Source organism: Sutcliffiella horikoshii (assembly GCF_044809035.1).
GTDB classification, from domain to species: Bacteria; Bacillota; Bacilli; order Bacillales; family Bacillaceae_I; genus Sutcliffiella_A; species Sutcliffiella_A horikoshii_G.
In genome coordinates this window covers 2,904,727-2,920,452 of the sequence record NZ_CP085237.1, presented here as the reverse complement: position 1 = coordinate 2,920,452, position 15,726 = coordinate 2,904,727, and the positions used below count along the sequence as shown (strand labels likewise).

General features: G+C 40.3%; 16 protein-coding genes. 15 read left to right on the top strand and 1 reads right to left on the bottom strand.

Annotated features, from left to right (window positions below; genetic code table 11):
- The first annotated feature begins 121 nt into the window (after positions 1–121).
- From LG307_RS15325 to LG307_RS15290, 8 genes are all read left to right on the top strand, one after another.
- Positions 122–1,408 (top strand): MFS transporter, encoded by a 1,287-nt coding sequence (locus tag LG307_RS15325; protein WP_404443680.1) that lies wholly within the window; start codon positions 122–124, stop codon positions 1,406–1,408.
- A 148-nt stretch (positions 1,409–1,556) separates the two neighbouring features.
- The gene (locus LG307_RS15320; protein WP_404443678.1) at positions 1,557–3,713 is read left to right on the top strand and encodes a peptidoglycan D,D-transpeptidase FtsI family protein; all 2,157 of its coding nucleotides are present in this window, start codon (positions 1,557–1,559) and stop codon (positions 3,711–3,713) included.
- A 241-nt stretch (positions 3,714–3,954) separates the two neighbouring features.
- Complete coding sequence (locus LG307_RS15315) at positions 3,955–4,941, top strand: PstS family phosphate ABC transporter substrate-binding protein (protein WP_404443676.1); 987 nt, start codon at positions 3,955–3,957, stop codon at positions 4,939–4,941.
- A 94-nt stretch (positions 4,942–5,035) separates the two neighbouring features.
- Complete coding sequence (pstC, locus tag LG307_RS15310; RefSeq protein ID WP_404443673.1) at positions 5,036–5,995, top strand: phosphate ABC transporter permease subunit PstC; 960 nt, start codon at positions 5,036–5,038, stop codon at positions 5,993–5,995.
- A 1-nt stretch (position 5,996) separates the two neighbouring features.
- Positions 5,997–6,881 (top strand): phosphate ABC transporter permease PstA, encoded by an 885-nt coding sequence (gene pstA, locus LG307_RS15305; protein WP_404443670.1) that lies wholly within the window; start codon positions 5,997–5,999, stop codon positions 6,879–6,881.
- A gap of 18 nt (positions 6,882–6,899) precedes the next feature.
- The gene (gene pstB, locus LG307_RS15300) at positions 6,900–7,724 is read left to right on the top strand and encodes a phosphate ABC transporter ATP-binding protein PstB (protein ID WP_404443667.1); all 825 of its coding nucleotides are present in this window, start codon (positions 6,900–6,902) and stop codon (positions 7,722–7,724) included.
- Positions 7,725–7,748: 24 nt separating this feature from the next.
- The gene (phoU, locus tag LG307_RS15295) at positions 7,749–8,408 is read left to right on the top strand and encodes a phosphate signaling complex protein PhoU (protein ID WP_404443664.1); all 660 of its coding nucleotides are present in this window, start codon (positions 7,749–7,751) and stop codon (positions 8,406–8,408) included.
- A 240-nt stretch (positions 8,409–8,648) separates the two neighbouring features.
- Positions 8,649–10,112, top strand: a complete 1,464-nt coding sequence (locus tag LG307_RS15290; protein WP_404443661.1) for a SulP family inorganic anion transporter — start codon at positions 8,649–8,651, stop codon at positions 10,110–10,112.
- Positions 10,113–10,193: 81 nt separating this feature from the next.
- On the opposite strand, the gene LG307_RS15285 is transcribed toward LG307_RS15290, so the two are convergent.
- Positions 10,194–10,346, bottom strand: coding sequence for a hypothetical protein (locus LG307_RS15285; RefSeq protein WP_404443658.1), 153 nt, complete (start codon positions 10,344–10,346; stop codon positions 10,194–10,196).
- Positions 10,347–10,555: 209 nt separating this feature from the next.
- Between LG307_RS15285 and LG307_RS15280 the strand changes: the two genes are divergently transcribed.
- The 7 genes from LG307_RS15280 (at position 10,556) to LG307_RS15250 (ending at position 15,625) form a co-directional block, all read left to right on the top strand.
- Positions 10,556–10,897, top strand: a complete 342-nt coding sequence (locus tag LG307_RS15280) for an ArsR/SmtB family transcription factor (protein WP_404443655.1) — start codon at positions 10,556–10,558, stop codon at positions 10,895–10,897.
- Between the two features lie 17 nt (positions 10,898–10,914).
- Positions 10,915–12,213 (top strand): arsenic transporter, encoded by a 1,299-nt coding sequence (locus tag LG307_RS15275; RefSeq protein ID WP_404443653.1) that lies wholly within the window; start codon positions 10,915–10,917, stop codon positions 12,211–12,213.
- A gap of 29 nt (positions 12,214–12,242) precedes the next feature.
- Entirely contained in the window at positions 12,243–12,662 is a 420-nt protein-coding gene (arsC, locus tag LG307_RS15270) for an arsenate reductase (thioredoxin) (protein WP_404443651.1), read from the top strand.
- Between the two features lie 70 nt (positions 12,663–12,732).
- A complete protein-coding gene (gene arsD / locus LG307_RS15265; RefSeq protein WP_404443647.1) occupies positions 12,733–13,101 on the top strand; it encodes an arsenite efflux transporter metallochaperone ArsD in 369 nt (122 codons plus the stop codon).
- Positions 13,102–13,113: 12 nt separating this feature from the next.
- Positions 13,114–14,856 carry an arsenical pump-driving ATPase gene (arsA, locus tag LG307_RS15260; protein WP_404443645.1) on the top strand — a complete coding sequence of 581 codons (1,743 nt, stop codon included), beginning with the start codon at positions 13,114–13,116 and terminating at the stop codon, positions 14,854–14,856.
- Between the two features lie 13 nt (positions 14,857–14,869).
- A complete protein-coding gene (locus LG307_RS15255) occupies positions 14,870–15,298 on the top strand; it encodes a dual specificity protein phosphatase family protein (RefSeq protein WP_404443642.1) in 429 nt (142 codons plus the stop codon).
- A 153-nt stretch (positions 15,299–15,451) separates the two neighbouring features.
- Positions 15,452–15,625 carry a hypothetical protein gene (locus LG307_RS15250; protein WP_404443639.1) on the top strand — a complete coding sequence of 58 codons (174 nt, stop codon included), beginning with the start codon at positions 15,452–15,454 and terminating at the stop codon, positions 15,623–15,625.
- Positions 15,626–15,726 lie beyond the last annotated feature (101 nt).

Sequence of the window (15,726 nt, the reverse complement as noted above, 5' to 3'; positions counted from 1 at the left end):
AAGCCTTTTGCGGAAAGCATCAGCGGTGTTTAATACTAATTGACCAGATGTTCAAAAATCAAAGTACATAACTCCCACTCCTTTAAGCCACAATAAACGTAGATAAAGGAGCGGGGTAATAATGGCAGCACTAAAAAAACTGATCGGCGATGTCGAAGTCAACAAAGACCTGATGCTACTCTTAATCATCGGTGGACTATACTCTCTCAGCATCGCCCTATCCAATACATTCGTAAATGTATACCTATGGAAGCAATCAGGTGAATTCAGTGACCTGGGCTTTTACAATTTAGCAATAGTCGTCTTTCAGCCATTAACATTTATCTTGGCAGGCAGATGGGCAAAAAAAATTGACCGAGTCATTGTGCTACGTTTAGGAGTCGTATTCTTAGCACTTTTTTATTTGTTTGTTTTGTTCATCGGAGACAAGGCTTCCACGTATTTATTGCTTCTTGGGGCACTACTTGGTATAGGGTATGGTTTTTACTGGCTTGCATTTAATGTATTGACCTTTGAAATCACCGAGCCGGAAACAAGAGACTTCTTCAATGGGTTCTTAGGGATTCTAACTTCAGTAGGTGGGATGATTGGGCCCATAGCGGCAGGTTATATCATTTCGACTTTAGAAAAATTTACAGGTTACACGGTAATATTCACCATTTCCCTCATCCTGTTTTTTGCTGCTGTAATTTTAAGTTTATTTTTACAAAGGAGAGGAGCAGAAGGAAGCTTTGAACTCCGTCGCATTTTACAGGAAAGAAAAAACAATTCAAACTGGGGATACATAACGAATGCGCATTTCTTCCAAGGATTGCGGGAAGGTACGTTCCTTTTTGCCATCTCCGTATTGGTATTCATTACTACCAACAGCGAACTCGCCCTAGGAACGTTTGGCCTGTTAAATTCGGCCGTCGCATTTGTATGCTACTATTTGGCGACAAGGCTCATCAAAAAGGAATATAGAAAGAAAGCCATTCTTCTTGGTGGTCTCATCCTTTATGGGTCGATTTTCTTTCTTATCTTTGAACTGACATATGTAAAACTTCTGATGTATGCTGTCACTATTGCTATTGCCTACCCTTTGTTATTGGTTCCATATGTCTCGTTAACCTATGATGTTATAGGAAGAGGCTGGAAAGCGGCAGAGATGAGAATTGAGTATATTGTAGTCAGGGAAATTTTCTTGAACCTAGGACGTATTGCTTCTATCGTCCTGTTTTTAATTGCCGTTATCTTTTTTGATACGCAAAAGAGTATTCCAATCCTAATGTGTGTAATTGGAGCAGGGCATGCTTTGATCTATCCGTTCGTCCGAAAAGTAGAACTTGAACCCGTACCGTTGCCAAAAGAAGAACCACATCCAATTGTGACAACTTTGCGAGACGGCGAGGGAGAATCAACTCCATAAAAGGGATTTAATAATAGAAATTTGTTGCGTTTTCCTATACAATAGTAAAAGACACAGGCACCTATACAGACAAACGTAGGTGTCTCTTACTTTTTATAAACATGTTGCTAATAAGCCCATCGAAATAAATAATGAAAAGGTGTAAAGTATGACCAATCAAAAGCAAAAAAAGAAAAAGAAAAATTATGTCCCGTCGCGCTTAAACCTTTTGTTTTTTGCGGTTTTTTTACTGTTTTCAGCCCTTATCCTAAGACTTGGATTTGTCCAAATCGTTTTTGGGGAAGATTACCGAAAAGAAGTCGATCGGACAGAGAATGTGACGGTGAATACACTGGTACCGAGAGGAAAAATTTACGATCGCAATCAAAATGTGGTAGTGGACAACACACCTCTAAATGCAATTACATATACTCGTATGCAATCAACAAGTCCACAGGAACAGCTGGAGGTTGCAAAAAAGCTTTCTGAAATTATCACCATGGATACGAAAAAGATTCAGGAGAGAGATAAGAAGGATTACTGGATCTTAACCCGTCCAGAAGAAGCCGCTAAATTAATTACGGATAAAGACCGCAAAAAGGTAGCGGATGGGGAACTGGAAGAAAGTGATTTATACGATCTGCAATTAGATAGAATTTCGAAAGAACAATTGGCGGAAATCACAGAAGAAGAAAAAGAGGTACTGGCTATCTTTCGCGAATTTAATAAAGGCTATGCCCTCACCCCTCAGATTGTGAAAAACCAAGATGTTACAGCAAAGGAATTTGCGATGGTTAGTGAAATGTTGACAGACTTGCCAGGTGTAGATATTACAACTGATTTCATCCGTTCGTATGCATATGGATCAACCTTGGATTCTGTGTTTGGTAAAGTTTCAACATCAGAATCCGGGATACCAAGTGAGAAGGTAGATGAATTCCTCGCACGTGGTTATAGTCGAAATGATCGAATAGGTACCTCCCAACTCGAAGCTCAATATGAAAATGTTCTCCAGGGACAAAAAGCAAGGGTTCGTAATGTTACAGACACAGGCGGTAACCTGCTTCATCAAGAAAAGGTTTATGACGGTCAGCGTGGAAAAGATTTAATCTTATCGATTGATATGGAATTACAGCAAAAGGTGGAAGAAGTATTAATTGAAGAAATGCTCCAAACAAGAGCCACACCAAGCGCTAAGGCTAGATTCCTAGATCGTGCTTTTGTTGTTGTTATGAATCCAAAAACAGGTGAAGTCCTTTCTCTTGCTGGAAAGCAATTGATCAGGGATGAAGAAGACGGGCAATTGAAAGTTTATGACAACGCATTAGGTGCTATTCAGGAAGCATATGAACCTGGGTCAACTGTAAAAGGAGCTTCTGTGCTTGCTGGTTACCAGCATGGTGTTATCCAACCGGGCTCTTATTTATATGACGCACCAGTATATATCGGTCGTGGTCAAGATGCGCTAAGAAAAGCTTCTTATACGAATATGGGTAGCATTAATGATTTAACGGCGCTTGAAAGATCCTCCAACGTATATATGTTTAGAATTGCGATGGCAATTGCCGGCGCTAATTATGCACCTAGGCAGCCGCTATTCATACCTCCTGAAGCCTATGATACATTCAGGTCTTATTTAGCCCAATTTGGGTTAGGTGTGGAAACAGGCATTGACCTTCCTCGTGAATCTTCAGGGGTGGAAGGAACAGATACAAGTATGCCAGGTCTACTTCTGGATTTATCCATCGGACAGTATGATACGTATACTACGTTGCAATTAGCCCAATATGTTTCTACTATCGCTAATGGCGGATATAGAATGAAGCCGCAATTAGTAAAAGAGATAAGAGAACCTAATAGTGATGGAGAAGGTTTGGGTCGTTTAGTGGAACCGTTCAAACCACAAGTGTTGAACAGAGTCGATATGACGGATAGACAAATAAAGCAGGTGCAAGATGGCTTTATTAGGGTTTACAATGGATCAAGAGGAACGGCAAGCAGTTCTAAAATGAAACAATATAAACCTGCAGGAAAATCAGGTACTGCTGAGTCAAGGTATATAGAAACCCTTCCTAATGGAGAAAGACGCACCTATGAAACGCTTAACTTTAATCTAGTAGGATATGCTCCATATGAAAATCCTGAAATCGCCTTTGCGATCATGGTGCCTTATGCATCTACTGACTTTAATGTAACAGGAGGCATAAGTACCCGTATTGGTGATGCGGTGATGGATGCTTACTTTAACTTAAAGAAAGAACGTGCAAAAGGGGAACCAGAAGTGGAACAAACCGAAGAAGAGAATACAGAAGAAGATACAGAATAATAGTAGAAAAGCACTCCAATAGGGGTGCTTTTTTGTGTCTAAATGCCCTGATACCAATTTTGCAATAAGAACCTTTCACTAAATCCCCCCATTATTCCCTATAAAACAGCAGAAAATCCGACATTTACAAAACCTTTACACTTGATTCATACCCCGTTAACACACAAGTTATATTCTATTACTCGTAGGGCAAGACAAACAGAAACATCAACTAAACAGAAACCTTAGGGGGAATTAAGAAATGAAAAGCTTCAAACGTTTTTTATTACTGGCAATCGTAGCATCTCTAGCGGTATTCGCTGCAGCATGTGGCAACTCGAACAACGGAGCTTCTGAGGGAGCAAATGCAGAAGGAACGGCAGCTGCTGATGGAGAAGAACTTGAAGGTAGTGTAGTTATTGATGGATCTGGTACGGTATATCCTTTCATGTCGGTAATGGCGGAGAAATACATGACAGAGGCTCAAGAAGGTGTTTCTGTTGAAGTAAGTCGTGCTGGTACATCTGCAGGATTCAAGAAATTCCTAGTAGAAAATGGTACAGACTTTAATAACGCTTCCCGTCACATTAAAGACGAAGAGAAGGCACAAGCCGAAGAGCTTGGCATGGATGTTCATGAAATGAAAGTGGCACTTGATGGATTAACAATCGTAATCAACCCAGAAAACGACTGGGCTAAAGAACTTACAGAACAAGAAATCATCGACATCTTCTTAGCAGAAGGCAACAAGAAAAAATGGTCTGACGTACGTCCTGAATTTCCGGATGAAGAGATCAAAACTTACGGACCTAATGAAAACCACGGAACATACGAATTCTTCTGGGAAACAATTCTTGGAGAAAAAGATTTAGCTGAAGGTACAAACTTACAACAAGAATACTCTACACTTGTAGACCTTGTTTCTAAAGATAAAAACGCAATCGGATTCTTCGGTTACGGGTACTATGCAAGCAACACCGACAAATTAACGGCTGTAAATGTAGACTTTGGTAATGGACCTGTAGAACCGTCTCTTGACACAATTGCTGAAGATGGTGAGTATGCAAACTTCACTCGTCCAGTATTCACATACTTGAATAAAGGTATGGCAAAAGAAAAGCCACAAGTGTTAGACTATGCGATCTTCACAATGCAAAATGCACAAACTATTGCTAGTGAAACTGGATTCGCTCCATTGACAGATGAAGAGATTAAAACTGCAGTAGAAGAGCTAGAAGGTTTAAAGTAAGGAACTACCTGAAGATGAGGAGCTAATGGCTGCTCATCTTCCTCTTGTATTTTCAACGAATAGGCCTTGGATGGTCCTTGTTGCAGGGTGAAGGATGAAAGGGGATTTCAAATTGGCTAATCAGAAAGATAGCATCAATGTGAGAGAGTTAATCAATGAGAAAAAGACCACTCTTAACATAAATCGTTTTATTGAAGCTTTTGTGCCAAAATTTTTACTGGTAATAGCGACAATTTCTATTTTCACAACGCTTGGCATTATTTTTACTTTATTATTTGAAACGGTGGAGTTCTTTAAAAGAGTACCATTTCTAGAGTTCTTTACTGGAACTGTCTTAAAACCATTAGGAGAAAATGCTCAATTTGGTGTCATTCCGTTGTTAACGGGTACATTGATTTCCTCATTGATTGCAATGGTTGTGGCCATTCCGATCGGATTGATGTCTGCCATCTTCCTAAGTGAATATGCTTCCGATAAAGTCAGAAGAGTATTAAAGCCAATCTTGGAAGTACTTGCAGGTATCCCAACGATTGTTTATGGATTCTTTGCATTCACTTTCGTCACACCAATCTTAAGGGCTATCATCCCGGGATTGGAACCAACCAATATCCTCAGTCCGGGGATAGTGATGGGAATCATGATCATTCCGATGGTTGCCTCTTTATCAGAAGATGCGATGAGCTCCGTTCCTAATGCAATGAGAGAGGGAGCGTTGGCACTCGGATCCACTAAATTGGAGGTAGCTTGGAAAGTAGTCGTTCCTGCAGCTATGTCTGGAATTATCGCATCATTTGTTCTAGCTATTTCCCGTGCAATCGGTGAAACGATGATCGTAACGATTGCCAGCGGAAGTACGAAGAATTTTACGTTTGATGTCACTCAATCTATGCAAACGATGACTGCATACATTGTGGAAGTAACCGGTGGAGATGCACCAGCTGGTTCAACTTTATATTATAGCTTGTATGCTGTTGCGATGACGTTGTTCGTGTTCACATTAATCATGAACCTGATCGCTCAGTATATCTCTCGCAAGTATAGGGAGGAATATTAAGATGAAGTATGTTGATGCAGCGCAAGTACAAAAGAAAATGACTTCAAGATTAACAGTCAACAAAATAGCCAAATCATTATTTTTAGCTGCAACATTGATTGGTCTAGTTGTACTCGTGATTTTATTTTACCGTGTTATTTCTCAAAGTATGGGTTGGATAGATCTTCAATTTATTACGAATAAACTTTCAACAATGGCTGATAGAGCCGGAATTATGGGAGCTATCATGGGTACATTGTGGCTCATGCTAGTGGTAGCACCAATTACTTTGTTTCTTGGTGTCGGTACGGCTATCTATTTGGAAGAGTATGCAAAAAAAGGACGCCTACAGCGATTTTTACAGACGAATATATCTAATTTAGCAGGTGTACCTTCTATTGTATTTGGTATCTTGGGATTGACTATTTTTGTAAGGGCGGCAGGACTCGGAAACATTGTACTAGCCGGTGGTCTTACAATGGCACTATTAGTTCTTCCTATCGTAGTTGTAGCAAGTCAAGAAGCAATTCGCTCTGTTCCTGGATTTTTAAGAGAAGCATCTTATGGTATGGGTGCGACAAAATGGCAGACAATCAAGAATATCGTGTTGCCAGCCTCTTTACCGGGAATCTTAACAGGAGTAATCTTAGCGTTATCCCGTGCAATCGGGGAAACTGCTCCACTAGTTGTATTAGGTATACCGGCGTTATTGATTCCGCTACCTGAAGGGATTTTCGACAAATTCACGGTGCTACCGATGCAAATTTACTATTGGACCATTGATGCTGCTCTTGTAGCAGAATATGCAAATCTTGCAGCCGCAACAATCGTGGTATTACTATTCATTCTATTAGTCATGAATTCTATTGCAGTTATTATTCGAAATAAATTCCAAAGAAGATTTTAATCCTAGGAGGAATCATCTATGCAAATTGCAGTGCCTGAACGTGAAACGAAGAACAATACTTCTTCAACAACCAACACTCCAAAAGACAAAAAGATTGTTTATCATACAAAAGATTTAAACTTATGGTACGGTGAAAACCTGGCATTGAAAAACATCAACCTGCCTATTTATGAAAATGAAGTAACGGCTATTATCGGACCTTCTGGTTGTGGTAAATCCACCTATATTAAAACATTGAACCGTATGGTGGAATTAGTGCCAAGTGTAAAAGTCTCTGGTGACATCCTATATCGTGAAAAGAATATTTTAGCAAAATCGTATCAAGTGGAAGAACTGAGAACCAATGTAGGAATGGTATTTCAAAAGCCAAATCCGTTCCCAAAATCCATTTATGACAATATTGCTTATGGGCCAAGAATTCACGGCATCCGTAACAAAAAAGTCCTTGATGAAATCGTGGAAAAAAGTTTACGTGGTGCAGCTATCTGGGACGAAGTAAAGGACCGTCTGAAAGAAAATGCATACGGTCTATCTGGTGGACAGCAGCAACGTTTATGTATCGCCCGTTGCTTGGCAATTGAACCAGATGTAATTCTTATGGATGAACCAACATCTGCACTTGATCCTATTTCCACCCTGAAAGTAGAAGAGTTGGTCCAAGAATTGAAGAAAGACTATAGCATTGTCATTGTGACACACAACATGCAACAGGCAGCGCGTATATCTGACAGAACAGCCTTCTTCCTAAATGGAGAAGTAGTTGAATACTCAGAAACAGATAAACTATTCTCCAATCCGGCAGATAAGCGTACAGAAGACTACATTACTGGCCGTTTCGGATAATTAAAAGCAGAGAGGGAGAGTCAGATGGTATTACGTCAATTTCATGTAGACTTGGAGAGTTTAAGAGATAAATTATTGGAGCTCGGAAGCTTAGCGGAAGTGGCAATGGGAAAATCTATCACTGCATTAACAAAAAAGGATGTAGACCTTGCACTTCAAATCATTGAAGAAGATAACAAAGCGGACAGATTGGATGAGGAAATCAATGATTTTGCCATCCTTCTGATTGCCAAGCAACAACCTGTAGCAATTGATTTAAGAAGAATTTTTGTGGCCATTAAAATTTCAACAGATGTAGAAAGAATAGCGGACTTTGCTGTAAACATTGCAAAGTCTACCATCCGAATCGGGAAAAGTGAACAGTCGTTGCTACAGATTGAAAAAATTGAGAAAATGCATAGTATAGCTACAGAGATGTTATCTTTGTCTCTAAAGGCATATTACGACGAAGATATTGTTTTAGCTAAAAAGGTAGCTGACATGGATGACCAGGTGGACGAGTTATATGGTCAAAACATCCGCGAACTTTTGCAGCTGACAAAGGATTACCCGGAAATGATACCAGAAATTACGCAGTTGAGCTTCATTTGCCGTTACATTGAGCGTATGGCCGATCACACGACCAACATTTCCGAGAACATTTTCTACCTTGTTAAAGGAACCCATTATGAATTGAATGATTGACTTGCTGAGCTTTGTTCTTAATTGAACAAAGCTTTTTTTATGTAATTTTTTTACAGACATGCAAAAACATCAGATAAATAAAGAAATAAGTAGAAATTAAGAGATAATCTCACTTGTTCGCGTTTTCACTCTGATTTTCAGCTTAGCTATTATGTGGTATGATTTTTCCTGTTGCAAACGGACCCGACTTTCTTGAGAGTAGAAAGTCACAAAACTAAATATGAATGAAAGAGGTGTGCTATGAACGTAGCAAACTTAAAACAAGAATGGTTTGGTAACGTGCGTGGTGACGTACTTGCCGGTATGACCGTAGCATTAGCCCTCATTCCAGAAGCTATCGCATTTTCCATCATTGCGGGTGTAGACCCGATGGTAGGTTTATATGCGTCCTTCTGTATTGCTGTGGTCATCGCCTTCACAGGTGGACGACCAGGGATGATTTCAGCTGCAACCGGAGCGATGGCATTATTAATGATCACATTGGTTGCAGATCACGGAATTGAGTACTTGTTCGCAGCTACTGTATTGACAGGTGTCATCCAGATTTTGATGGGTATATTTAAGCTGGGGAAATTTATATCTTTTCTTCCTCAGGCAGTAATTATTGGATTTGTTAATGCTTTAGCAATCTTAATTTTCACCGCACAATTAGTGCATTTTACTCCGGAAAAAGGTGGATCCTGGATAATGGTCGGTTTTGTCATTGCTACCCTTGCCATTATATACTTGCTTCCGAGAGTCACTAAAGCTTTACCATCTGCATTAGTGGCAATTGTCGTAATCACAGCGATTACCCTATTTGGTGGAGGCTTTGGTTTAAGTACAGTAGGAGATCAAGGAGAAATTTCAAGAACCTTACCTTTCTTCCATATCCCTATGGTTGAATTGTCTTTAGAAACATTGATGATTATCCTGCCATATGCATTTACACTTGCTATCGTAGGTAACTTAGAGTCCCTTTTAACTGCAACAATCATTGATGAAATGACAGATACAAAGAGTAATAAAAACCGAGAAATGAAAGGTCAAGGTATTGCAAACGTCATAACTGGTTTCTTTGGTGGTATGGCTGGTTGTGCCATGATTGGACAATCTGTAATTAACGTTAAATCAGGTGGACGGGGAAGGCTTTCTGCACTAGTAGCAGGTACATTTCTTTTATTCCTGATCATGGTACTTGGAGATGTTGTTGTTCAAATTCCTATGGCAGCACTTGTAGGAGTAATGATTATGGTTTCCATCGGTACTTTTGACTGGCAATCTATCCGTGAACTTCATAAAATACCTCGTGCAGATGCAATAGTCATGATTGTAACGGTTGCTATTGTTGTTTACACACATGACCTTGCAAAAGGTGTGGCATCAGGAGTTATATTAAGTGCATTAATCTTCGGTTGGAAGATGGCCAAAATCAAAGCAACTATGACGTTAAAAGAAGATGTCATGCATTACCAAATAACTGGACAAATGTTCTTTGGAACGATGAGTCACTTTGTCGATTTATTTGATTATAATAATGACCCAAAAGAAATCGTCATCGATTTCAGTAACACTCATATTTGGGATCAATCGGCCGTTACTGCAATTTCAAAAACCGTACTGAAATATCAAAGACTCGGTAAGAAAGTAGAAATTACAGGCCTTAATGATGAGAGTCAAATCCTTATAGACAGAGTAGGCTTATCTGCCACTTCTGGTCACTAATACTATCTAATTAACGGGACATTTCATTTGTCCCGTTTTTTGTACATAAATAGCCATAATAAAAAGGAGCATATGGGCTCCTTAAGAGGTGTGATGGAAAAATGAAAAAAATGCGGTTATGGAAGCCATCATTGATTTAGATTTTTCAACTTTTTGTTTTAGTTCTATTTTTGCTTCTTCTTGTTCCACATGTAGGTTTTGAAAAGCTCGTCGTCTGTACTGATAATCCATCATAACACAGCATCACCTTTCCTACTCATATGTATTTGGAAGCGCTGTCTTAAAGTGATTATATCAATTGACAGATAATTCCGCAATTAACCTTCACAATTTCTTTACAAAAGAAAGCTTGAAACTAACATATAAGTGTTTTATTATATAAACATATTATTATATAAGTAATCGTTTATATAAGATTATCTTTATCAAAGGCAGGTGTACGTATGCAACAACTATTGAAAATGGAAGAAGCGGCCGTCACGCTGAAAATCTTAGGTGATAAAACGAGGCTTTCCATGTTGGCACTTCTACAAGATCACGATTGCTGCGTTTGTGAGTTTGTTGAAATCTTTCAGATGAGCCAACCGTCCATTAGCCAACATGTCAAAAAGCTAAAAGAAGTTGGTCTGGTAAAAGAATCGAGAAAAGGTCAGTGGATCATGTATTCCATTAATACAGAACATCCACACTATGGCTTAATCTCGTCGATTCTGGCGCATGTTCCTTCACTAGAAGAGAAGATGAAAGAGCTTGAGGAAAAGGGACTTAGAATTACTTGTTGTTAGTACAGGGGGGATGAAATTTGCTTGATATTATTTTGGCATCTGTGATTTTTTTACTTACCTTAGTTTTTGTTATCTGGCAGCCTAAAGGATTGTCCATCGGCTGGTCAGCCTGTGGGGGGGCACTACTGGCATTGCTCTTCGGAGTTGTTACCTTTACGGATGTCATTGATGTAACAAGCATCGTTTGGAACGCTACATTGACGTTTGTTGCTTTAATTATCATCTCCCTCATATTAGATGAAGTAGGCTTCTTTGAATGGTCTGCGCTGCATATGGCTCGATTCGCCAAAGGAAGCGGCGTAAGGATGTTCATCTATATTACCTTGCTTGGAGCGGTGGTTGCAGCATTCTTCGCAAATGATGGAGCGGCACTTATTCTGACTCCGATTGTTCTGGCAATGGTGAGGAACCTGCAGTTTAAAGAAAAGATGATCTTACCGTTTATCATGGCAAGTGGATTTATCGCGGACACTACTTCGCTACCACTAGTGGTTAGTAACCTTGTGAACATCGTGTCGGCGGATTTCTTTGACATAGGATTTGTGGAATATGCTTCAAGAATGATTGTTCCGAACTTCTTTGCGCTTGGTGCAAGTATAGTGGTACTTTACTTGTTCTTCCGAAAAAGCATTCCGGAAAACTATGATATGTCCGTATTAAAAGCACCTAGAGAAGCGATAAAAGATGTGAAACTATTCAACTTATCATGGATTGTACTTGCGGTCCTGCTTATCGGATACTTCGCAAGTGAATTTGCAGGCATTCCGGTTTCGTTCGTAGCAGCATCTGTAGCCATCATTTTTCTTTTAATAAGCAGAAACAGCCCTGTTATTCATACAAAACAAATTTTGAAAGGTGCACCATGGGCTATCGTATTCTTCTCGATTGGTATGTATGTGGTGGTGTATGGCCTAAGAAACGTAGGCTTGACCAATATATTGACAGACGTTATCCAAATGGCAGCAGACGAAGGACTGTTTGTTGCAACCATATCTATGGGCTTCATTGCAGCAATCCTTTCATCCTTCATGAATAACATGCCGACTGTCATGATTGATGCAATTGCAATTAAAGATACAGCAACAACGGGAACCATAAGGGAAGCGTTAATCTATGCAAATGTCATCGGATCCGACCTTGGTCCAAAAATAACGCCAATCGGTTCCTTGGCAACCCTTTTATGGCTACATGTATTAAGCCTGAAAGGTGTAAAAATCAGTTGGGGATACTACTTCAAAGTTGGTATCATCCTCACCATACCAACCCTATTCATCACGCTACTCGGCCTATACTTCTGGCTTTTAATAATTGGCTAACTAACTAAAACGTAAAGGAGTTTTTCAACATGACTAAAAAAACAATCTACTTCCTATGCACAGGTAACTCTTGCCGCAGCCAAATGGCAGAAGGCTGGGGAAAAAAATATCTAAGTGACGAATGGGACGTATACTCTGCAGGAATCGAAGCACACGGTGTAAACCCAAATGCAGTAAAAGCTATGAACGAAGTGGACGTGGATATTACCAACCAAACTTCCGACACCATCGATCCTGAAATCTTGAAAAAGGCAGATTTAGTTGTAACGCTATGCGGCCATGCAGCTGATGTTTGCCCGGCAACACCACCGAACAAAGAAAGAGTACACTGGGGATTTGATGACCCTGCCAAAGCAGAAGGTACAGAAGAAGAGAAGTGGAAGTTCTTCCAACGTGTACGTGACGAGATTGGCGACAGAATCAAGACGTTTGCTGATACTGGAAAATAATAAAAATGGCCGAGTGAAATATCCTCGGCTATTTTTTCTATATCGGAAGATTGGAAAGGGGAAATAAGAAATGACTAAAATTGAAATTTTTGACCCAGCATTGTGCTGCGCAACCGGAGTATGTGGTCCAAGTGTCGACCCTGAACTGATAAGAGTAGCAAGTGCTGTTTTTTCCTTACAGCAAAAAGGAATGGAAGTCATCCGTTATAATCTAGGCTCAGAACCTGAACCGTTTGTAACAAATCAAAGGGTAAACGATCTTCTTATGGAAAAGGGACCTGACTGCCTTCCGATAGTTTTGGTGAATGGTGAAGTGACGAAGTTGGCTGATTATCCGTCTAATGAGGAGTTAGCTGAATGGACCGGTGTGAAAATAGAAGAACTGACCCACGAAAAACCAAAGAAAAAACTTAACATCACCTTAAACTCAATCAATTAGGAGGGTGCCTATATGCTCCCAACATTTCAACCAGCAAAAGACATAAAGACGCCATATTTATTTTTCACAGGCAAAGGCGGGGTGGGAAAAACGTCGACAGCCTGTGCCACTTCTATCGCTCTAGCAGAACAAGGCAAGCAAGTGTTGATTGTAAGTACGGACCCAGCCTCCAACCTACAAGATGTTTTTGGCATTGAATTGACGAATGATATATCAGAAATACCAAGTGTTGAAGGGCTCTATGCTTGCAATCTCGATCCTGAGGAAGCGGCAAGGGAGTATCGTGAAAATGTTATAGGACCTTATAAAGGAAAACTCCCGGAATCGGTTGTAGCAACCATGGAGGAACAGTTATCTGGGGCATGCACGGTTGAAATAGCGGCCTTTGATCAGTTTTCCACGTTACTTACACAAAAAGAGATAACGGAAAAATTTGATGTGATTATATTTGATACAGCACCAACTGGACATACCCTTAGGTTATTGTCTTTGCCGTCTGCCTGGAACAATTTCCTCGAAGACAGTACCCATGGAGCTTCGTGTTTAGGACCTCTTTCAGGGCTCGGCGCAAAAAAGAAGCTATATGAACGGACTGTAGAGGCATTATCCAATCCCTCACAGACTCAATTGTTTCTCGTAACGCGACCTGATGAGTCTCCCATCCTAGAAGCAGCACGAGCTTCCAGGGAATTACGTGAGATTGGCCTTAATAATCAAAAGTTGATTGTAAATGGACTAATGGAAAAACCAGTTATGAATGATGAGGTATCCTTGGCATTTTTTGAAAAGCAGCAGAAAGCCTTGGGTGTTGCTATGGAACAATTCCATGAGATACCGATGACATACCTGCCATATATCTCGTATTCTTTAACAGGAATTCAGTCGTTAAAAGCATGGTTAAATGGAGATACGGTTCAAGTAGACGAAACGGCCAAGGTAAAAGGTGAAGTGCTTACTGAACTGTCCAATTTTGAACAAGTGGCTGAAGATATCGTAAACAAAAATCTCCGTGTAATATTCACAATGGGGAAAGGTGGCGTCGGAAAAACAACCCTCGCAGCCAAACTTGCTGTGAAACTCGCGGAAAAGGAAGTAAACGTCCACCTTACTACCACCGATCCGGCAGCCCATTTAGAGCATGCCTTAAAAGACCGTACAATAACGGAACATTTAACCGTCAGTAAAGTTGACCCGAAAGCTGAGATTGAAGCATACAAAAAGCAAGTTCTCAAACAAGCTGGAGATGGATTAACTGAGGAGCAACTTGCATACCTGGAGGAAGATCTTAATTCACCATGCACCGAGGAAATAGCCGTCTTCCAGAAGTTCGCGAAGATAGTTGGCAAGGCGGACGAGGAAGTGGTTATCATCGACACTGCGCCAACAGGACATACATTGCTGCTACTAGATGCCGCCCAATCCTATCAAAAGGAATTATTGCGTTCGACAGGGGAGGTTTCAAAAGAAGTGCAAAACCTTCTGCCACGTCTTAGAAACCCCCAAGAGACAGCGGTACTTATTGTGACACTTCCAGAAGCGACACCTGTTCTCGAGGCAGAAAGATTACATGCTGACCTGGAGCGGGCTTCTATCACTCCACGTTGGTGGATCATCAATCAAAGTTTTGCCTTTACTGAAACAAATGATCCCTTATTATCAGGGAGAGGGAAGCATGAACTATCTTGGATAAAGAGAGTAAAGGATACGAAAAAAAAGTGCGCCATTCTACCATGGGAAAAAGAGAATCTGTTTTAAGGAGTGAAGGAATATGACAAACGAAAAATATTATCAAGAATTAACGGAGAATGTTTTTATCGGAGGAGCAGATCAAGTTAAAGAAGCTCACACAAATGAAGACCTAGATGTTATCATAGACTTGCGTGCGGAAACGGATAACGTTGAAGACGATCTTCCTAGAATCCACATGCCGATCGTCGACGATGCAGCAAAACAGGATGAATCAGTAAAGGCAGCTATTGAATATGTGTTACAAGCTCAAAAAGAAGGAAAGAAAGTATACTTCCATTGCTCAGGCGGGCGGAACAGAACAGGTACGGTTGCCATGGGTACCCTGCTTCACATGGGGAAAGCTAGTACTGTGGAAGAAGCGGAAAAGCTTGCAACTTCCATCCGACCTGTTATTAACGTGAAGCAGGAATTAAAAGAAGTGCTGCAAAATATGTACGAAAAGAAATAATAGCCATACTAAATAAGTTAAAAAGGTAGGTGACTGGCCGTGAAGGTATCAAACGAAGCTAGAGATGTACTGACTGATGTCCTGCGTGAAAACGGGGCAAGCAACATCCGTGTCTACTTTGCAGGCTGGGGCTGAGGAAGCCCACAATTAGGATTGTCTCTGGATGAGGCAAAAGCAGATGATAAATTGGAAACATTAAATACCATAAAAGTAGCAATCGATCCGAAAATAGAAAGCATGACAACGGATCTTGTCCTGGATGTCCAGGAAACTCCGCAAGGTAAAGGACTTGTCCTGTTAGGGATGAAGGATAGCGATTGTTGTTAAAGGTAATGGAGGAAGCAATAGGGCTTTCTCCTTTTTTTTATAAATGCAAATAAAATAGTTGCAAAATGCAAATAAATAACTATAATAAAAAGTAAGAGGTG